This is a genomic window from Levilinea saccharolytica (genome assembly GCF_001306035.1).
GTDB classification, from domain to species: domain Bacteria; phylum Chloroflexota; class Anaerolineae; order Anaerolineales; family Anaerolineaceae; genus Levilinea; species Levilinea saccharolytica.
Genome location: NZ_LGCM01000055.1, coordinates 99,368 through 116,712, shown reverse-complemented (window position 1 = coordinate 116,712; position 17,345 = coordinate 99,368). Strand labels below are relative to the sequence as shown.

The following is a 17,345-nucleotide window of genomic DNA, read 5'->3' as shown; positions in this document are numbered from 1 at the left end:
GCAGAACATGCAGCGATAGCGCTGGCTGCCGCTGTCTGTTTTTCCAGCTCGGTTTTGGCGTTCTGTTCGCTGACATTGGGGGCATCTGATCATGTCTTTATTTTAGCCCAGTTTCTAGCCACTCCCCTCACGGTGAACCGTTGACGGTTTACCCCCATTTGTGGTATATTTTCCTCTGTTAAGGTCCGTTCGAAAAACGGGCTTAAATCGGTTGTTCGATTAGAGAAGGAGAGCGCTATTACAACTACGAATTTTCGGGTTAACGAAACCATTCGGGTGCCAGAAGTTCGCATGATCGGCCCCAACGGCGAAAACATCGGCGTCGTCAATATCAAAGAAGCCCTGCGCATCGCCCGCGAAGCCGAGCTAGACCTGGTCGAAGTGGCCCCAAACGCCAGTCCCCCGGTCTGCCGCGTCATGGATTTCGGCAAGTTCCTTTACGAGCGCACCAAAAAGGAACGCGAAGCCCGCAAGGCCCAGACCAAGATTGAGATCAAAGAAATTCGTCTGCGGCCCAAGACCAATGAGCACCACCGCTCTTTTAAAACGCGCGATGCCCGCCGCTGGCTCCTCGAGGGCATGAAGGTGCGTGTCACCGTCCGCTTCCGCGGCCGTGAAATCACCTACCCTGAGCTGGCGCTGGAAGATCTGCGCGAAGTCGCCGAGGAACTGGCCGATGTGAGCACCATCGAACAGGCCCCCAATCTGGAAGGCCGCAATATGTCGATGGTACTGGCCCCCTCGCGCGCCAGCAAGAAAAAGAGCACCGCTGCCGAAGGCGGCGAACCCGAAACGTTAGAAAAAGCGCCCACCGAGTAGTCTCTACTCCCTCTCGTAGCCGCTTCTGTTGGGCTGCGCGCCCGCAGTCGGATTATTTTTTTACAAGGAGTTTCGCAGTGCCACGCAAGCTTAAAGCAGGTAAGACCAAACTGAAGACCCATAAAGCAACCTCCAAACGGTTCCGCCTCACCGGGTCTGGGGTCCTCGTGCGCACCAAAGGCGGCAAGAGCCATCTCCGCCGCCGCACCTCGGAGCGCACCAAAGCCCTCTTCACCGAGATGATCCCCGTCGAAGGGACCAAGATCATCAAACGCGTCAAGCGCCTCGTCCCGAACCTCGACTGATCTGCCGAGGCTCACCGCAGGCCGTTCTCAACCATTTTTTTGTGCGGCCGTTGGGTGTTCGCAACAGGTGTGACTCACACCGGCGCCCAGGGGTTCGTAAAGGAGTAATTCATGGCTCGTGTAAAGGGTGGCCCTTCCGGCTACCGCCGTCATAAGAAAATCTTGAAAATGAACCAGGGCTATTTTGGCAGCCGCCACCGCCTTTTCCGGCGTGCGAATGAGGCCATGCTCAAAAGCCTTTGGTATGCTTACCGCGACCGCCGCGTGCGCAAGCGCGATCTGCGCAAACTCTGGATTGCGCGCATCAATGCCGCTGCTCGCCTGAACGGCACGACCTACAGCCGCCTCATCAACGGCCTCAAGTCTGCCAACATCATGCTCAATCGCAAAGTCCTGGCTGATATCGCTGTGCGCGACCCCCAGGCCTTCACCGCGGTCGTCAAAAAAGCACTGTCTGCCTGATTGAAGTTTGCGGAAATTCCCTTCAAGACGGTTTACGAAACCGGTAAAAAAATATAAGAATTGGGCCGGCCTTTGGGTCGGCCTTTTTCATGTCATAAATCTAATCAAATCCGGTCAAGTGACACTGGATTTGTTCGCTTTTTATGTTTTAATTGCTGCTTGCTTCTCACTTCGCATTATCACAGGTGCTCAATGGACTGGACCATTCCGATTATCATCCTTCAACTGATCATTCTCGAGGGTTTGCTCTCGCTGGATAACGCCGCGGTACTTGGCGCAATGGTGATTCACTTGCCCGATGACCGCCCGGTGGAATGGCCCCGCCCCTTGCAAAAAGTCGGCGACCGTCTGCATGGAATTTTGGGAAATCAGCGTACCGCAGCGCTGCGAGTCGGTCTGATGGGTGCCTATGTGGGACGCGGACTAATGCTGCTGCTAGCCAGCTTGATCATTCATAATCCCTGGTTAAAGATCATCGGCGCCGCCTATCTGATCCGCTTGGCCTTTGAAAATTTGGGCATGGCCGAAGAAAGCGATTCCGACGCCGAAGTACGCACCGTGAAAGCCACTTCCTTCTGGGGAGTTGTGTTGACGGTTGAAATTGCCGACCTTGTGTTTAGCCTGGATAACGTGGTGGCAGCTGTCTCCCTTTCCGATAAACTGTGGGTGGTTCTTCTGGGGGTTGGTATTGGCATTCTCTTCATGCGCTTTGCTGCTGGCCTGTTCAGTTACGCCGTGGAACGTGAACCTGTGCTGCGTGAAGCCGCCTACCTGCTGGTGTTCAATATCGGCGTCGAACTTCTGGCAGAGGAACTTGGCGGTGTGGTGATTAATGATTGGCTGCGCTTTGGGATCTCTATTGGTACGATTTTGCTCGCGCTGGCCTACGCCAATTTCAAATTCCTCCACGTTTTTCGCCCAGTTCTGGTTTGGGTGGCGCAAGGATTCTCCAAGATCAATGAGGTGATCAACTGGGCTCTGGTTCCGGTTTTTGCCCTATTGGGTTTGTTGAAAAATCTGATCATGCGCCTGTTCACCCGTTCCGAACATGCTTCCGTGTCCTGAGCAGGGACTTTTCAACCAATCACAATCTACAGAACATCAAAAAAGGTGGGGCCGCCTGTGCGTCGCCCCACCTTTTATTTCCCATCCATTTAGAGGTCTTTTTCCATCCACATCATCTGCAGTTTGCCAAACAGCACACCTGTAATGCCTACTGCACGGTAGCCGCAGCGTTCGTAAAACCCGGTTGAGGTAAGCCGTGTCAACGTGCCCAGTTTTTTATAGCCCAATTCACGCGCTTTCTGCTCCACCGCCTGAATCAACATGCGCCCTACCCCCTTATGTTGGTAGGCTTCCGCCACAGCGATATGCGAATACTGACCCACACCGGGTTCCTTTTCAAACAGTTTAACCGCGCCTATGATTTCGTCCTTCTGATCATCTACCGCAGCAAAGTGGATACTGATGGGCTCATAATCGTCTTTTTCACTGCCGTGCGGCTGACCAAGCGGCTCGCGTAAAATCTTGTAGCGGAGGGCATAATACGCTTTAAATTCTTCTTTGGTGCTGGGGGTGCGGATGACGATCATAGTGTTCTCTCCTGACAGTCGCGGGTTAGCCGCGTAATAGAATTGCTTGAGACTATCATATCGCATTTTTTTGGAAATGGCGTATCAAACCAACAGATAAACCGTTGGCTGTCCAAAACGACCGGTAAGATGTTCCGGCAGTCCCGTTTTCTTTTCCCCCGCCCCATCTTCAAGTACAATAAGAGTATCTTGCAATGCGGGTCTTGCTGGATCAGGAGGTCCATCATGAACGTGGTTCATGCCTGTTTGCCCCTTCCCGGTGATTCTGCCCTCGAAATCGTGCACGGCGACCTGACCGAAGAGCACGTGGGGGCCATTGTCAACGCGGCCAACCAGCACCTCGCCCACGGTGGAGGTGTCGCGGGGGCCATTGTGCGCAAAGGCGGCGAGCAAATCCAAAAGGAGAGCCATGCCTGGATCAAACAGCACGGCCTGGCCGCCCACGACCGCCCCGCCCTCACCGGCCCCGGCCGTCTGCCCTGCACCTGCATCATCCACGCCGTTGGGCCGGTTTGGGGTTCAGGGGATGAAGACGCCAAGCTCATCACTGCCCTGTATGCCGCCCTCGATGTAGCCGACGCCCAAAATCTGCCCTCTATTGCCGTACCGCCCATCTCTACCGGTATTTTCGGCTTTCCCAAGGAACGCGCCGCCAACATCTTCCTCACCGCCCTGCCCCATTGGCTGGCCGTCCACCCCCAAAGCACGCTGCGCGAAATCCGCATCACCATTCTAGATATCCCCACCCTCAACGTCTTCCTGCATACCTTCCACACCCTTTACCCACCCCTGCCCGCATGAGCCTGCCGCCCATCACGTCCATTCACAACCCCAAGATTCAGCGGGTGCGCGCCCTGTTGGGGCGCCGTTCCGAACGCGAAGAGCAATCGGCCTACGTGGTGGAAGGCGTGCGCCTGCTAGAAGAGGCCGCCGCAGCCCACCTGCACCCCCAACTGCTCCTCTACACCCCCGATCTGGCCCCGCGCGCCCAACAGTTGGTGCACACCTTCCAGAAGGCCGGTGTAGAGTGCCTGCCGCTGGCCCCTGCCTTGTTTGCCTCAGTGGCCGGAACGGAATCCCCCCAGGGGCTGCTAGCGGTTTTACCCTTGCCCGCGTCCCAACTGCCCTCCCAGCCCAATTTCGTAGTCATCGCCGATAATTTGCGCGACCCTGGCAACCTGGGCACCCTGCTGCGCACTTCCGCCGCCGCTGGGGCACAGGCGCTGCTCCTCTCGCCGGGCTGTGCGGATGCCTTCTCCCCCAAGGTGGTGCGTTCAGCGATGGGCGCCCATTTCCGTTTGCCTATGTGGGCTGCTGCCTGGGATGAAATCGCTGCCTGGATCCATCAGCACAGCCTTTCCGTTTTCCTGGCGGATGCCAACCTGGGGCAGCCTTACTGGCAGGTGAACCTGCGCCCGCCGTTGGCCCTGGTCATCGGCAGCGAAGCCGAAGGCCCCGGCCCCCAATCCGCCGCCCTCGCCACCGGCTACCTGTCCATCCCCATGCCCGGCGGGGTTGAATCACTCAATGCCGCCGTAGCCGCGGGAATCCTGCTCTTTGAAGTAGCTCGTCAGCGCGCCGCCGCCTGATAATTTTGCAAACTGTCACTTTTTCGCTGCGCGCGCATCGGATAAATAGTATAATATTGATGTGAATTCAATCCTGGCTGGCCTCTGGCTGCCAGGGTTTTTATCGGAACATTACAGGTAGTAAAGGATACAATCAAACGACCGATGGGAACCTCCATGACAGAACCCTCCAGCCCTCTTGCAGAACCTCGCCGAGCGGAATCTCTTTTTCCTCTCCCCCCCACCTCAAAATTTCACAGGCGCATTCAGCAAACCGCAGCCAGCGTGTTGGCGGGCTACCTGCGCTTTAAGCTGAAAAGCCAGCTCAATCTTCAGCCCGCCTCCCCCGACATCCAGTTACCCCCACCCACCCCTGGGCAAAAGTACGTTCTCTATGCGCATGTCCCTTTTTGCGAAAGTCTCTGCCCGTACTGCTCCTTCAACCGCTTTCTCTATCAAGAGGACCGCGCCCGCAAATATTTCCAGCGTCTGCGCGAAGAAATGCGCCGCGTAGCTGACCTGGGCTACCGCTTTGAATCCCTTTATGTGGGCGGCGGCACCCCCACCATCCTTCCCGAAGAGCTGGCGGCCACGATTGATCTGTCGAAATCGCTGTTCGGCATCCAGGAAGTCTCCTGCGAGACCAATCCCAATCACCTTACTGACGAAATCATTTCCATTCTTGCTGGCCGCGTGGATCGCCTCTCCGTGGGCGTGCAGAGTTTTGATGACGACCTGCTCCAGCAGATGAACCGCTATCAAAAATTCGGCTCTGGTCAGCAAATCCTGGAGCGCATCCAGTCTGTTGCCGGGCGTCTCCCTGCCCTCAACGTGGACATGATCTTCAATTTCCCCACCCAAACGGAAGCAAGCCTGCGCCGCGATGTGCAGTTTGTCGTGGATTCGGGCGCCGAACAGGCCACCTTTTACCCGCTGATGAGCTCCCCCTCCGTGGAACGCTCCATGCAGGTCTTGGGTACGGTGGATTACCAGCGCGAGGCCGATTACTACCACATTCTCAGCCAGGAGCTCAGCCGCGCCTTTGTGCCCATGTCAGCCTGGACCTATTCGCGCAAGGGCATCGCCATGATTGACGAATACATCGTCAAGTACGATGAATACGTCGGCACCGGCTCCGGTTCGTTCAGCTACCTCAACGGCACCCTCTACGTCAACACCTTTTCGCTGAACGAATATGAAAAAGCCCTGCGCGAAAGCCGCTTCCCCATCACCGCCACGCGCACCTTCGCCAAAACCGAGCGCATGCAGTACCGCTTTATGATGGAATTGTTTGATCTCATGCTGAATAAAAAGAAATTCCACCAGGATTTCGGCCTTCCGGTGGAATTGGGTCTCTTCAAAGAAATGTTCTTCATGAGTTTACTGGGCGGCCTGCGCACAGATGGCCCCGACTTCCTGCGCCTCACGCATCAGCAGCGCTATTTGCTGGTGGTGATGATGCGCGAATTTTTTGCCGGGGTCAACCGCATCCGCGACCAGGCCCGCCGCGCCCTGCATCCCAGCGAACAGCTCATGTGTCAGGTGGACAACCGCGTCATCGTACCCTGATTTAGCTCAATCTTGCTGGAAGGTCTCGCAGTTGACCGCGGTGTCCCACCCTGGACCGCCGTAGCAAACGTCGCCTTTGTTGTTGCCGCCGTCCAGGTAATCATTCCCTTCACCGCCCAACAGCACGTCCGCGCCGTTCCTTCCATAGATGGTGTCGTTGCCGCCACCCCCCACTATACAGTCGCTGCGGTTCATTGCGTCAATCGTATCACTCCCAGAGCTGCCCAGGATCAGATCGCTCTGATTGGTGCCGTTGATGCTCCCGCTGCCAAGGATGATATTCGTTACTGGCACTGCACTGCATTCATCGGGCCGGAAATACAGCGGTTCGGTAGTTTCGGAATAAATGCCCGCCGAGGAAGGCGGAATCACATTCGCCGCCGCAAACGCCCCAATGGCGCTCAGCAGCACCAGCAGTACCAGAACCCCCATCACCCCCAGCGCCGTTCGCAGGGGCCTCATGCCGCACCTCCGCTGCCGTTGCCCAAGGCCGGGTTCTTAAAGTCAGGCCCGGCTTTCAGCGCGCGCGTCAAATCCTCCGCGGGCATGGGCGGGCTGATAAAGAACCCCTGGGCCTCGTCGCAGGCACTGAGTTGGAAGAATCCGTACTGCTCCTGGGTCTCCACCCCCATCGCCACCACCTTGATGTGCCGCTGGTGCGCCTGGTGAATCCACTGCCGCGCCGACTGGCTGTTGCTCTCTGTAGCCAGCACCTGCTGCACCATATTCCGCCCAAATTTGACCTGATCCACATCCAGCAGGGAATGTACCGCCTCCAGCGATTCACCTCGTGGGGCCGTGATAGAGATCCCCACCCCCATCGCCTTCAACTGGCGCATATTGTCCAATATGGCGGGCTGCAGGCTGAGGTCTGATTCGTCAATCTCCACCCGCAGCATTTCTGCACTTAATTCATGGCGCTTCAAAACCGTCTCCACCAGTTTGGCCAGCCCTTCCTGACGCAGTTCGTACGAGGAAATGTTGATCGCCAGAGGCAGGTTGAGGTAACCCTGATCCTGCCAGCGACGCAGTTGCAAACAGCCGGTGTTCAGCACCCACTCATCAATAAACTGCACCAGGCCGCTCTTTTCGGCCCAGGGTAAAAACTGCATCGGCATCAAGAAGCCGCGCTCTGGATGCTGCCAGCGCAGAAAAGCCTCCACCTGTGAAATCTGCCCGTCCTGCATGGAAACGCTGGGCTGGTAAAACAACACCAGTTCATCGTTGCGCAGCGCCCGCACCAAATCTTCGCCCCAGTTGCCCACCTCTGGCGCAGAATCGCGGTTGGCGGCCGAAAGCGTGCGGTAGTAATACGAAACCCCGTTTTCGCGCACCAAATAGGTGGCCCACGGAGGGTCTTCATGAAAAAACACCACGCTGCCGGCTTTTTCTGCCAGGCGCGTCAAATCTTCCAACTGCCGCACCTCCACCGTGCGGTCGCCAAAAGCCAGCAAGCTGCCGGCCGCTTCCACCAGCTTCGGCCCCGCCACCAGGTGTGCCCGCAGCTTCTCTTCCTTCTTTTCCGCCTGCTGCAGCATCACCACCGGCACCGCCAGCCCCACCAGCGACAGCACCACCAACAGCACCGCCAGGCCCCGCGCCGTGTTCACGGGGATGCGCACCCGTGAAATATCCAACGTGTTGGCTTCCAGGCGCGAACCCTCCAAAAGGCCCGCCGCCGAGGGACGCAGAACATCGGCCCCAGGGACTGCGGTGGTGTTCAGGAAAACCTGCTGATCCTCCACCACAAAGCTCAGCGCCGGGGCAAAATCGGTTTTGATGATCCGCCCGCCCAGCGTCCCCGCCACCTGCACGTTGGGGGTGATATCCAGATAATACTGCGGGCGCTGCACGCCGGTCATCTCTTCCATCTCTGTGATCAAACGCTGCGCCGCGCACACATCCAATACCTGCTGAGCCTGAAAATCACCGCCGCTGAAATTCGCCGCTTCGCCCAGGGGAAAACTGCGGTGCCAGCCCGCCGCGTCGCGCACCCGGGCCTGCAAAGCATAGCTGCCCCCGCCCGCGAACTCCGCCGCCGAAAGCAGCTGGTAATGGAACAAAACGTTCACCTGGCAGTTGAGCTGTGGATAAATGGCGTCGCCGCTTTCTAACCGGCGGTTGTCATACAGATTCACCGGCAGATCGGCGTAATACACGTAGTAGCCCGTCTGTTGGTAAGGCAAATTATCCGCCACCTGGCGCAGCGCCGGGCGGGTAAACGCAAACAAGCCCAGCACAATTCCCGCCGCCGCCAGGATATACATCACCATAAAATACGGTTCTTGCCAGCGTGCCAGCCAATAACTGGCGCTGCGCGTCCAACCTTTCCACCAGAAAGGCGTTTCGCGCTTACCACGAGGTTCAGGCAGTTTTAACATAAGCACCCCTAGAACGAATATCGTCCCTCCAGCCACCGCCGCAGCCGCCCACGGCTCACGCAGCCATCCGAACGCAATTCCCACACGCGGGATATGCAGCCAAAACGTACCAGCAATTTCACTGGTCTCCGGCTCGTAGCTGTCTTCCCAGCCATTGTTATCACCCTTCAGGACAAAACGCGTCCCATTTTGCCGCACAATGCGGTGGATCACCGGTCCCAGCCCAGGGTAGCGGTACATGACAATTTCGCCCACCGTATACTGTTGGGCCGGGCGCAGCAGCACCAGGTCGCCCTTGTGAAACCCCGGCTCCATGCTGTTGCCGTTGACAATCACATAGGTCGTGCGGCCCCCAAACGGCATCGGCGCGAAAATACCCCACAGCGCCGCCGTGATCACCACCATCAGGGCGCTGCCCATAACCGCGGGGCGGAGCAAAAAAGAACGCAGCATACGCTTTATGATAATAGAAAAAGGGCGCGAGCGCCATGATCAGCGTCCGCGCCCTTTTCCAGGGTCAAAGAAGGCTTACTGGGCCGCGACAACCGTCAGGCGGTCAGCCTGCAAAACAGTCACACCCGTGATGGGGCAGGTCCACGTGCCGGCCGTCAGCGAGCAGGGGAACCAGGTGCCGCCATTGACCACCTGCACCTGCACCGAAGCCGGAGCCGCAGCGCCGGTGGCGGTGAAGGAAACACTCGCCAGATTCTGGGGGTTGGCAGCCAGGGTGTAGTGGATGTTGGTGATGGTGTAGCCGGAAATCGCGGCATAACCGTCGCCAGCGCTGCTGGGGTCCACCGTGTTGGCGGCAGCAAAAGCGTAGGTGGAAGCGGCAATCACTAAAGCGATTAAGATAACTGCGATGGAACGAAACGACTTAGACATTTGAATTTCCTCCCGGTTTGTTTCTAGTTATTTAATTTTTTATTTTTCCTGACTTCTTTTACGGCTTCATTTTACATCAGATTCCAGCGACTGAATATAGCAATCTCATTGCAATATCCTAACCAGATAGGTCTTTTTTGGTAATATTCCTGAAAGGTCATTTTCCACCAGAGCGCAAATTCTCGTTTCCGAGGGGCTTGTCCCCTGACGTGGGGTTTCATCCGTGGTTGAAAATTAAGAGTTTCATGAGAACACCTTGACTTTTCTCTTTTTTTGATTATTATTTTGATATCAAATCATTTGACGTGAAAGGATTTTATGCCCACGCATTTCCGCGGTGACCCGCAAACCGTTCTGGCTCTGGATACCTTCATCAAGTTCACCCGCGCCGCCTCTGCCCTGGAGAACCGTTTGTTCTCTCGCGGCATTTTGGCCCCCCTCACTCACAGCCAGTTCGGTGTTCTCGAAGCCCTCTATCACCTCGGCCCGCTTTGCCAGGGAGTGCTCAGCAGCAAGCTGCTCAAATCCACTGGCAACATCACCCTGGTGCTCGACAATCTCGAGAAGCGCAGCCTCATCCGCCGCGACCGCGACCCGCAAGACCGGCGCATGATCACCATCTCCCTCACCCCCGCCGGGCAAGACCTGATACAAGAGCTGTTTCCGCTGCAGGCTCAGGCCATCGCCGAAGAACTGTCCGTGCTCACCCCAGAAGAACAGCGCACCCTCAGCGACCTTTGTCGTAAACTCGGAAAAGGTCAGACAGCCTGATCTTTTTTTGAGACTATCGTTTGACATCAAATTACTTGTAACCCTAAGGAGCTTAACCATGTCTTGGACCGTTGATCAAGCCCATACCGCTATCGAATTTTCCGTTCGCCACATGATGATTTCCAAAGTGCGCGGCTCATTCGAACAGTTTGAAATCTCCGTTCAGGCGGACGAAGATAACCCATCTGCTTCTGTGGTCGAAGCCAAAATCGCCACAGCCAGCATCAACACCCGCGAAGCCCAGCGCGACGCGCACCTGCGCTCCGCCGATTTCTTCAACGCCGAAGCCTTCCCCCACATGATCTTCCGTTCCAAGAGCTTTACCATGCAGGGCAGTTCGCGCGGCGTCCTCGTCGGCGACCTCACCATTCGGGATGTCACCCGAGAAGTGACTCTGGATGTTGAATATTTGGGCCAGGCCAAAAGCCCCTGGGGCGCCGTCAGCGCCGGTTTCAACGCCGCTACCAAAATCAACCGCAAGGATTGGGGCCTCGAATGGAACGTCGCCCTGGAGACCGGCGGTCTCCTGGTAGGCGAAGAAGTGGAAATTCACATCGAAACGGAGCTGGTCAAGCAGCCTGAAGCCCAAGCCGCGGCCTAAGCATTCTTCCACACACTCCCCCTCGCTGTCACAGATGAAATGCCTCTGGATGGCGAGGGGTTTTCTTTTCTCTGGGCGCTTATGCTATAATCCACACACGTTCTTGACCCCTATGCCCAAAGAGGATGAAGCGCATGAGCCGTTATCAACTGATCTTAAACCCCCTGGCCGGCAAAGGAGCCGCCGCCGAAGCCATCCCCGAAATTGAGGCCGCCTTTCGCCGCCTGGGGCTGGAATACGACATCGCCCTCACCGAACACCCCTTCCACGCCGCCGAGCTAACTCAGAACGCAGTCGAGGCGGGCTGCGAGATCGTTGTGGCCGTGGGCGGGGACGGAACCGCCAACGAGGTGCTCAACGGCATCATGCTGGCCCGCCAGGTGGGCGCCAACGGCGTCAAGTTTGGCGTACTCCCCATTGGCCGCGGCAACGACTTTGCCTTCAGCATGGGCATCCCTACCGATTTTGAAGCCGCCTGCCAGAATCTGGCGGCCGCCGAGGCTCATCCCATTGACGCTGGCTTCATTAAAGGCGGGCTCTATCCCCAGGGCCGCTACTTCTGCAACGGCGTCGGTATCGGTTTTGACGCTGTGGTGGGCTTTGTGGCCGCCGAAAGCCGCCTGACCGGCTTCATCGCCTATCTGGTGGCCGCCCTCAAAACCATGTTCCTCTACTTCAAGGCCCCCACCATCGAGATTCAACTGGATGATGAAACCATCACGCAGCCCTGTCTGATGATTTCCATCATGAACGGCCGCCGTATGGGTGGGGGCTTCTTCATGGCTCCCCAAAGTGCCCGCGATGACGGCAAATTTGACCTGTGTATCGCCGCCCAGGTGGGGCGCATCCGCATGCTCGACCTGATCGGCAAAATCACCAAAGGCGCGCAGATCAACGACCCTGCCATCAAAATGCGCCGCACCGCGCGTATCACTGCCAAAGCTGTGGTAGGCAGCCTTCCTGCCCACGCCGACGGTGAAACCATCTGCACTCAGGGCGATCTCCTCGAAATGTCCATCGTTCCCAACGCCATCCAGCTCATTTGCCCGCCCCAACCCCCGGCCCTGGTATGACGCTTACCGCTTCTTTGGTCAATTCAGGAGTCAAAGGTCTGGCGCGCCTGCTTTGCCGCGTACACGACCAGCCTCTGGCGTTGGTCCCTCACCAAGGCCCGCTGATCCTGGCGGCCAATCACGTCAACTTTTTGGACGCCCCCATCATCGTCACCCACCTTCAGCCGCGCGCCGTCACCGCCCTGGTGAAAGAAGAGACCTGGGACTCACCCCTCATGAGCTACCTGTTCAATATTTGGGAGGGCATCCCCATCCGCCGCGGTGAAGCCGACCTGCAAGCCTTCCAAAAAGCCCTGCAGGCTCTGCAAGAAGGCAAAATCCTCGGCGTCTCCCCCGAAGGCACCCGCTCTGGAACCGGCGTGCTGGGCAAAGGCCACCCCGGTGTGGTGCTTTTGGCCCTGCGTTCGGGCGCGCCCATCCTGCCCCTGGTCTATTACGGCGGCGAACGCTTCCATCAAAACATCCGCCGCCTGCGCCGTACCGACTTTTTCATTAAAGTGGGCAATCCTTTCACCCTCCGCCCCGTGCCCAGCCCCATCTCGCGCGAGGTTCGCCAGCGCATGGTGGATGAGATCATGTACCAAATGGCTGCCCTGCTGCCGCCCGCTTACCGCGGGGTCTATGCTGACCTTGAGGCCGCCACCCAGGATTACCTGGTCTTTGCCCCCGGCGTCCAAAGCAATCTGCCTCCACCGCCGCTCCGCTGACCCTGACGCTCTCCTTAAAGGTACTGCCGTCATGTTTGAGAAAAAGTACACTCGCCGCGAATTCATCCGCCTGGCCGCCGCCGGCATCATCGGTTTGGCCTTTCGCCCCCTCTTCAAACGCTGGGAATCCTTCGCGGGTGAAGACGTGCTGCGCATCTGCACGGAATCGGTTTCGGTTTACAGTCAGCCAGACGACACCAGTGAAATCCGTTTCCAGCGCTTCCGCGACGACCTGGTGCATGTCTACCGCGAGGTCATCTCCGACCGTACCCCCAAGTACAACCCCCGCTGGTACCGCGTTTGGGGCGGTTACATCCACAGCGCCCACACCTACCGCGTCACACCCCGTCTGAACCCCGTCCTGCCGCATATCCCCGAAAGCGGCCTGCTGGCCCAAATCACCGTTCCCTACACGCAAGCCATGCGCAAAGATGGGCGCGGCGGCTGGCGGCCGGTGTACCGCCTGTACGCCGATTCCAACCATTGGATCACTGGCGTGGAAGAAGGCCCCGACGGTGAGCCCTGGTACAAGATCATTGATGAGCTGCTCGAAGTGGATTATCACGTCCCCGCTGCCCACATGCGCGCCTTCACCTCCGCCGATTTCGCCCCCATCTCACCGGATGTCCCTCCCGAAAAGAAGCGCATCCTGGTGTCCATCGCCGAGCAAACCCTGACGGCTTATGAGGGTGATCAGGTGGTACTGCATACCGAGGTGTCAACCGGCATCCCCTCGCCCAAAGTCCCTGGGCGCATCCCCACCAGCACCCCGCGCGGCACCTTCCACATCCAGGTCAAAATGCCCTCCAAGCACATGGGCGACGGCAACCTCACCGATGACATCGAAGCCTATGAGCTTCCCGGCGTGCCCTGGACAGGCTTCTTTGAGCCCAAAACCGGCGTTGCCTTCCACGGAGCCTTCTGGCATAACAACTTTGGCCGCATGATGAGCCACGGCTGCGTCAACATGCGCGTTCACGAAGCCCAGTGGCTTTACCGTTGGACCACCCCCGTGGCTGAAAAGGATCATTGGGATAAAAAAGGCTACGGCACGGTTGTGATTGTGGATTAATCCCCGCCCAAAAAAGCGCTGAACACGCGGTTGCCTAACAGCCGCCCCCGGCGGGTCAGGCGCAGGCGGTCATCGGTCAGCTCCACCAACCCTTCGCGCGTCAGCTGCTCAATCTGCCGCGGGTAACGGTCTTCCAACGCTTCCCCAAAGCGCGCCCAAAAAGCCTGCCGCCCCACCCCCTCATCGGTCAGGCGCAGCCCCACCATTAAAGTTTCTTCGATCTCAGTCTCGCGGTCAATCTCCAACACTTCCACCGTCGCCGGTCCGCGCGGATAGGCCTGGCTTTCACCCGCGGCACAGCGCGTGATGTACTCTGCCATCTCGGCCGCATTCACCAGGCGCAGCCCATTCAAGCTGCCGTGCGCCCCCGCCCCAAAACCGTAATACGGCTGGTTGCGCCAATACTGCAAATTGTGCAGGCTGCCCCAATGCCCGCCCTGTGCCCGCCGCCGCGCCCAATTGGAAATCTCATAATGGACATACCCCGCCGCTTCCAGCCTCTCCATGGCCCATTCGTACTGCTCCGCGGCGCTGTCCTCATCCGGCGCTTCCACCTTGCCGGTTTCCACCCAGCGGGCCAACGGCGTGCCTTCTTCCACAATCAGCGAGTACAGGGATAAATGTTCCACATCCAGCGCCAGAGCTTCCTCCAGGGTGATCTTCCAGCGTTCCAGGCTCAGGCGCGGCAGGCCAAAGATCAAATCCAGGCTCAGGTTCTCAAAACCAGCTTCGCGCGCCCAGCGCACCGCCTGGCGCACATCCTCAGCCGTGTGGCCGCGCTGTAAAAGCTGCAAATCCTCTGCGTGCGCCGACTGCATCCCCATGCTGAGCCGGTTCACCCCCGCCGCGCGCAGGGCTGCCAGCCCCTCGCGGCTCACCGTGCCAGGGTTCGCTTCCAGGGTGATCTCAGCCTCCGGCTGCACAGCAAACACCTCGCGCGCCGTCGTCAAAATGCGCTCAACCGATTTTGGCGGCAGCAGCGAGGGCGTGCCCCCGCCAAAAAAGAGGGTGTGCACCCGCACCTTTTGGCCGCTGCGCCCGCCCACGCTGCGCATTTCGCGGGTCAGGGCTTCCACATACGCAGGAATATGCAGCATCATCCCCGCGGTTGTGTTAAAATCGCAGTAACCGCACCGTGTGCGGCAAAATGGAATGTGGAGATAGACGCTGTGGTTTTCCATCTCCCATAGAATATCACACTCTGGCCGAAAAATCAGCCAGACCTTGACCCTCCAAAGGATATGGTATAATCCCACCGACCGGGGGCAGCACCCCGGTTCCTGAATCCTATGAGTCCTGAAAACACTTCCGCTACCAAAATTTGTCCAACCTGCGGCACCCGCCTGACGGAGAACGCCACGCGCTGTCTCGTCTGCGGCCGCAATTTCGTCCCCGCGCCCACCAAATCTCCGGCGAAGGCGATCAAAGGCCCCAAAATGCCCGAGGTCACCATCAGCCTGCCGGTTGCGCTGGGTCTCCTTTTGCTGGTTTTGGCCATCGGTGCGGCTGTGGTGTACTTTGTCCTCCAGGGGACGGGGCGGGTTGTGGAACCCACCGTCACCCCCACGGTCACCGTCACCGCCACCGCCACCCCCACCCCCACCACCAGCCCCACTGCCACGGCAATCCCCACCTTCACCCCGCTGCCTACTTTGGAATACATCGTCAAATCCGGGGATTACTGCTCCACCATTGCGGGGTTCTTCAACGTTTCGGTCAACAGCATCATCCTCATGAACAATCTGCCCACCGACTGCAGCAGTCTGGTTATCGGTCAAAAATTGTTCATCCCGCAGCCCACCCCCACCGCCTCACCCCAGCCCAGTTCCACCCTCTCCGGCGTGCAGGCCACGGATGCGGCTTGTGAAAAAATTGAATACACCGTGGCCGAAAACGACACCCTGGGCGGCATCGCCCGCAATTACAACGTGTCGATGGATTCAATCAAAGAATACAACGGCATGACCAGCGACATCGTGTACCAGGGGCAGCAGCTCACCATTCCGCTGTGCGAACGGCTGCCAACCCCCGGCCCCACTTCTACCCCCACGCCGCCCCCGCCCTATTCCGCGCCGAACCTGCTTCTCCCCGCGGACGGTACTGCCTTCGCCAATTCGGCTGATTCCATCACCTTGCAGTGGGCCTCGGTCGGCACCCTGCGCGATAACGAATCCTACATGGTCACGGTAGAAGACATCACCGAAGGCACCGGTCGGCGGTTGACCCAGTATGTCACCGACACCAAGCTCATCATCCCCGCCACCTTCCGGCCCAACGATACCGTTCCGCACATCATCCGCTGGACGGTGACCACCGTACGCCAGACCAGCACCGATAAAGAAGGCCAGCCGGTGTGGGTTTCTGCCGGTGCAGTCAGCACCCCGCGGGTCTTTACCTGGTGGGGCACAGGCAGCGCACCGGTCAACACACCCGCGCCCTAACCAACAACATTCTCAAGAAAAACCAACGCCCTGGCACATGCCAGGGCGTCATTTTTTTATTCTTTGCGCCAGTTCAGACTATTCTTCGGCTTCCAGGAAGCGCGTGGCCGAAATGGCCGCCGCCGCCCCCATGCCCGCCGAGGTGATCACCTGGCGAAAATGCGGGTCGTTCACCTCGCCCGCCGCGTACACGCCCGGCACGCTGGTGCGCATCTCCATATCCGTCACCACATACCCCGCCGGGGTCATCTCCACCTGCCCCTGGTACAGCTGCGTGTTGGGGGTGTGCCCAATGAAGATAAACAGTCCGTCCGTGTCCAACGTGCTCTCTTCGCCAGTTTTCACGTTTTTCAGGCCCAGCCGCTCCACCGCTTTTTGACCCTCCACGGCCGTGACCACCGTGTCGAACACAAAGCGGATCTTGGGGTTTTCCTGCGCTCGCCGCTGCAGAATGGCCCCCGCGCGCAGTTGATCGCGCCGGTGGATGATGGTGACCTCGCTGGCAAAACGGGTCAAAAACAAACCTTCCTCCAGGGCGCTGTCGCCGCCGCCCACCACCACCACTTTTTTATCCTTAAAGAACCAGCCGTCGCAGGTGGCGCAGTAGGAGACGCCCTTGCCGGTCAGTTCGACTTCCCCCGGAATCTGCAAATGGTTGGGGCTGGCCCCCGTGGTCAAAATCACCGAATCTGCCAGATACTCTTTGGAATAGGTCTTCACCGAAAAAGGCCGCTTGGAAAGGTCCACGCTGGTGGCCGTGTCAAATTCAAAGCGCGCCCCAAAGCGCTCGGCCTGCTTTTGGAACAGTTCGCCCAATTCCAACCCGCCCACGCCTTCTGGGAAGCCGGGGTAATTTTCAATCACATGCGTCAGCGAGGCCTGCCCGCCCAAAGCCGTGCCCGTCAGCACCACCGGTGCCAGCTCGGCCCGCGCCGCATACAGCGCCGCCGACATGCCCGCCGGGCCTGCCCCCAAAATCAGCACCTTCACCCGCTCGCTTTCCAGGCTGCGCTTGGCGCTCGATAATCCGCTCAGGTTAAAATCCATGTTCGATGCTCCTCATCGCAAATTTGTTCATTAATTGGACGCGGTACTGCCC

Annotated in this window: 21 protein-coding genes; 13 read left to right on the top strand and 8 right to left on the bottom strand. The window is 58.5% G+C overall.

The window, feature by feature from the left end:
- On the bottom strand, window positions 1–93 hold a 93-nt coding region (locus tag ADN01_RS20365), incomplete at its 3' end, for an IS1 family transposase (protein WP_407936231.1).
- A gap of 183 nt (window positions 94–276) precedes the next feature.
- Between ADN01_RS20365 and infC the strand changes: the two genes are divergently transcribed.
- The 4 genes from infC to ADN01_RS15310 all read left to right on the top strand — a co-directional run bounded on the left by infC (window position 277) and on the right by ADN01_RS15310 (window position 2,651).
- The gene (gene infC / locus ADN01_RS15325) at window positions 277–819 is read left to right on the top strand and encodes a translation initiation factor IF-3 (RefSeq protein ID WP_236691028.1); all 543 of its coding nucleotides are present in this window, start codon (window positions 277–279) and stop codon (window positions 817–819) included.
- Between the two features lie 77 nt (window positions 820–896).
- Entirely contained in the window at window positions 897–1,124 is a 228-nt protein-coding gene (locus ADN01_RS15320) for a large ribosomal subunit protein bL35 (protein ID WP_062418795.1), read from the top strand.
- A 111-nt stretch (window positions 1,125–1,235) separates the two neighbouring features.
- The gene (gene rplT, locus ADN01_RS15315; protein ID WP_062418796.1) at window positions 1,236–1,586 is read left to right on the top strand and encodes a 50S ribosomal protein L20; all 351 of its coding nucleotides are present in this window, start codon (window positions 1,236–1,238) and stop codon (window positions 1,584–1,586) included.
- A gap of 192 nt (window positions 1,587–1,778) precedes the next feature.
- A complete protein-coding gene (locus ADN01_RS15310) occupies window positions 1,779–2,651 on the top strand; it encodes a TerC family protein (protein WP_062418797.1) in 873 nt (290 codons plus the stop codon).
- An 89-nt stretch (window positions 2,652–2,740) separates the two neighbouring features.
- On the opposite strand, the gene ADN01_RS15305 is transcribed toward ADN01_RS15310, so the two are convergent.
- Window positions 2,741–3,178, bottom strand: coding sequence for a GNAT family N-acetyltransferase (locus ADN01_RS15305; RefSeq protein ID WP_062418798.1), 438 nt, complete (start codon window positions 3,176–3,178; stop codon window positions 2,741–2,743).
- A gap of 225 nt (window positions 3,179–3,403) precedes the next feature.
- On the opposite strand from ADN01_RS15305, the gene ADN01_RS15295 reads away from it, so the two are divergent.
- Both ADN01_RS15295 and ADN01_RS15290 read left to right on the top strand, forming a co-directional pair.
- The gene (locus ADN01_RS15295; RefSeq protein WP_062418800.1) at window positions 3,404–3,979 is read left to right on the top strand and encodes a macro domain-containing protein; all 576 of its coding nucleotides are present in this window, start codon (window positions 3,404–3,406) and stop codon (window positions 3,977–3,979) included.
- On the top strand, window positions 3,976–4,767 hold the full coding sequence (locus ADN01_RS15290) for a TrmH family RNA methyltransferase (RefSeq protein WP_062418801.1): 792 nt from the start codon (window positions 3,976–3,978) through the stop codon (window positions 4,765–4,767). The genes ADN01_RS15295 and ADN01_RS15290 overlap by 4 nt, the downstream gene beginning before the upstream one ends.
- Here the strand turns inward: ADN01_RS15290 and ADN01_RS19715 are convergent.
- Entirely contained in the window at window positions 4,749–4,925 is a 177-nt protein-coding gene (locus ADN01_RS19715; protein WP_160318447.1) for a hypothetical protein, read from the bottom strand. The two genes, ADN01_RS15290 and ADN01_RS19715, sit on opposite strands and share 19 nt — an antisense overlap.
- On the opposite strand from ADN01_RS19715, the gene ADN01_RS15285 reads away from it, so the two are divergent.
- On the top strand, window positions 4,924–6,315 hold the full coding sequence (locus tag ADN01_RS15285; RefSeq protein WP_082389743.1) for a coproporphyrinogen III oxidase family protein: 1,392 nt from the start codon (window positions 4,924–4,926) through the stop codon (window positions 6,313–6,315). The two genes, ADN01_RS19715 and ADN01_RS15285, sit on opposite strands and share 2 nt — an antisense overlap.
- Window positions 6,316–6,321: 6 nt before the next feature.
- Here ADN01_RS15285 and ADN01_RS15280 read toward each other — a convergent pair whose 3' ends face one another.
- The 3 genes from ADN01_RS15280 to ADN01_RS15270 form a co-directional block, all read right to left on the bottom strand.
- The gene (locus ADN01_RS15280; protein WP_062418803.1) at window positions 6,322–6,777 is read right to left on the bottom strand and encodes a calcium-binding protein; all 456 of its coding nucleotides are present in this window, start codon (window positions 6,775–6,777) and stop codon (window positions 6,322–6,324) included.
- Window positions 6,774–9,149: a signal peptidase I gene (locus tag ADN01_RS15275; RefSeq protein ID WP_062418804.1), complete on the bottom strand. Its 2,376-nt coding sequence runs from the start codon at window positions 9,147–9,149 to the stop codon at window positions 6,774–6,776. Before ADN01_RS15275 ends, ADN01_RS15280 begins: the two co-directional genes overlap by 4 nt.
- 75 nt (window positions 9,150–9,224) lie before the next feature.
- Complete coding sequence (locus ADN01_RS15270) at window positions 9,225–9,581, bottom strand: hypothetical protein (protein WP_062418805.1); 357 nt, start codon at window positions 9,579–9,581, stop codon at window positions 9,225–9,227.
- A 318-nt stretch (window positions 9,582–9,899) separates the two neighbouring features.
- On the opposite strand from ADN01_RS15270, the gene ADN01_RS15265 reads away from it, so the two are divergent.
- The 5 genes from ADN01_RS15265 (at window position 9,900) to ADN01_RS15245 (ending at window position 13,805) form a co-directional block, all read left to right on the top strand.
- Entirely contained in the window at window positions 9,900–10,352 is a 453-nt protein-coding gene (locus ADN01_RS15265) for a MarR family winged helix-turn-helix transcriptional regulator (RefSeq protein ID WP_062418806.1), read from the top strand.
- Between the two features lie 58 nt (window positions 10,353–10,410).
- On the top strand, window positions 10,411–10,953 hold the full coding sequence (locus ADN01_RS15260) for a YceI family protein (protein WP_062418807.1): 543 nt from the start codon (window positions 10,411–10,413) through the stop codon (window positions 10,951–10,953).
- 134 nt (window positions 10,954–11,087) lie between these two features.
- Window positions 11,088–12,026, top strand: a complete 939-nt coding sequence (locus ADN01_RS15255) for a diacylglycerol/lipid kinase family protein (protein WP_062418808.1) — start codon at window positions 11,088–11,090, stop codon at window positions 12,024–12,026.
- 14 nt (window positions 12,027–12,040) lie between these two features.
- Complete coding sequence (locus ADN01_RS15250) at window positions 12,041–12,733, top strand: lysophospholipid acyltransferase family protein (protein WP_160318446.1); 693 nt, start codon at window positions 12,041–12,043, stop codon at window positions 12,731–12,733.
- Between the two features lie 31 nt (window positions 12,734–12,764).
- Complete coding sequence (locus ADN01_RS15245) at window positions 12,765–13,805, top strand: L,D-transpeptidase (protein WP_062418810.1); 1,041 nt, start codon at window positions 12,765–12,767, stop codon at window positions 13,803–13,805.
- Here the strand turns inward: ADN01_RS15245 and hemW are convergent.
- Entirely contained in the window at window positions 13,802–14,986 is a 1,185-nt protein-coding gene (gene hemW, locus ADN01_RS15240) for a radical SAM family heme chaperone HemW (protein WP_075071250.1), read from the bottom strand. The two genes, ADN01_RS15245 and hemW, sit on opposite strands and share 4 nt — an antisense overlap.
- 108 nt (window positions 14,987–15,094) lie before the next feature.
- Between hemW and ADN01_RS15225 the strand changes: the two genes are divergently transcribed.
- Window positions 15,095–16,246: a LysM peptidoglycan-binding domain-containing protein gene (locus ADN01_RS15225; protein WP_082389742.1), complete on the top strand. Its 1,152-nt coding sequence runs from the start codon at window positions 15,095–15,097 to the stop codon at window positions 16,244–16,246.
- Window positions 16,247–16,324: 78 nt separating this feature from the next.
- Here the strand turns inward: ADN01_RS15225 and trxB are convergent, their stop codons facing one another.
- The gene (gene trxB / locus ADN01_RS15220; protein ID WP_062418812.1) at window positions 16,325–17,293 is read right to left on the bottom strand and encodes a thioredoxin-disulfide reductase; all 969 of its coding nucleotides are present in this window, start codon (window positions 17,291–17,293) and stop codon (window positions 16,325–16,327) included.
- Window positions 17,294–17,345 lie beyond the last annotated feature (52 nt).

Coding starts and splice junctions, on each gene's coding strand:
- ADN01_RS15255 (WP_062418808.1), top strand. CDS start 11,088: ATGAGCCGTTATCAACTGATCTTAAACCCCCTGGCCGGCAAAGGAGCC.
- ADN01_RS15310 (WP_062418797.1), top strand. CDS start 1,779: ATGGACTGGACCATTCCGATTATCATCCTTCAACTGATCATTCTCGAG.
- rplT (WP_062418796.1), top strand. CDS start 1,236: ATGGCTCGTGTAAAGGGTGGCCCTTCCGGCTACCGCCGTCATAAGAAA.
- ADN01_RS19715 (WP_160318447.1), bottom strand. CDS start 4,925: ATGGAGGTTCCCATCGGTCGTTTGATTGTATCCTTTACTACCTGTAAT.
- ADN01_RS15245 (WP_062418810.1), top strand. CDS start 12,765: ATGTTTGAGAAAAAGTACACTCGCCGCGAATTCATCCGCCTGGCCGCC.
- trxB (WP_062418812.1), bottom strand. CDS start 17,293: ATGGATTTTAACCTGAGCGGATTATCGAGCGCCAAGCGCAGCCTGGAA.
- ADN01_RS15265 (WP_062418806.1), top strand. CDS start 9,900: ATGCCCACGCATTTCCGCGGTGACCCGCAAACCGTTCTGGCTCTGGAT.
- ADN01_RS15225 (WP_082389742.1), top strand. CDS start 15,095: ATGAGTCCTGAAAACACTTCCGCTACCAAAATTTGTCCAACCTGCGGC.
- hemW (WP_075071250.1), bottom strand. CDS start 14,986: ATGGAAAACCACAGCGTCTATCTCCACATTCCATTTTGCCGCACACGG.
- ADN01_RS15305 (WP_062418798.1), bottom strand. CDS start 3,178: ATGATCGTCATCCGCACCCCCAGCACCAAAGAAGAATTTAAAGCGTAT.
- ADN01_RS15270 (WP_062418805.1), bottom strand. CDS start 9,581: ATGTCTAAGTCGTTTCGTTCCATCGCAGTTATCTTAATCGCTTTAGTG.
- ADN01_RS15285 (WP_082389743.1), top strand. CDS start 4,924: ATGACAGAACCCTCCAGCCCTCTTGCAGAACCTCGCCGAGCGGAATCT.
- ADN01_RS15290 (WP_062418801.1), top strand. CDS start 3,976: ATGAGCCTGCCGCCCATCACGTCCATTCACAACCCCAAGATTCAGCGG.
- ADN01_RS15275 (WP_062418804.1), bottom strand. CDS start 9,149: ATGCTGCGTTCTTTTTTGCTCCGCCCCGCGGTTATGGGCAGCGCCCTG.
- ADN01_RS15280 (WP_062418803.1), bottom strand. CDS start 6,777: ATGAGGCCCCTGCGAACGGCGCTGGGGGTGATGGGGGTTCTGGTACTG.
- ADN01_RS15260 (WP_062418807.1), top strand. CDS start 10,411: ATGTCTTGGACCGTTGATCAAGCCCATACCGCTATCGAATTTTCCGTT.
- ADN01_RS15295 (WP_062418800.1), top strand. CDS start 3,404: ATGAACGTGGTTCATGCCTGTTTGCCCCTTCCCGGTGATTCTGCCCTC.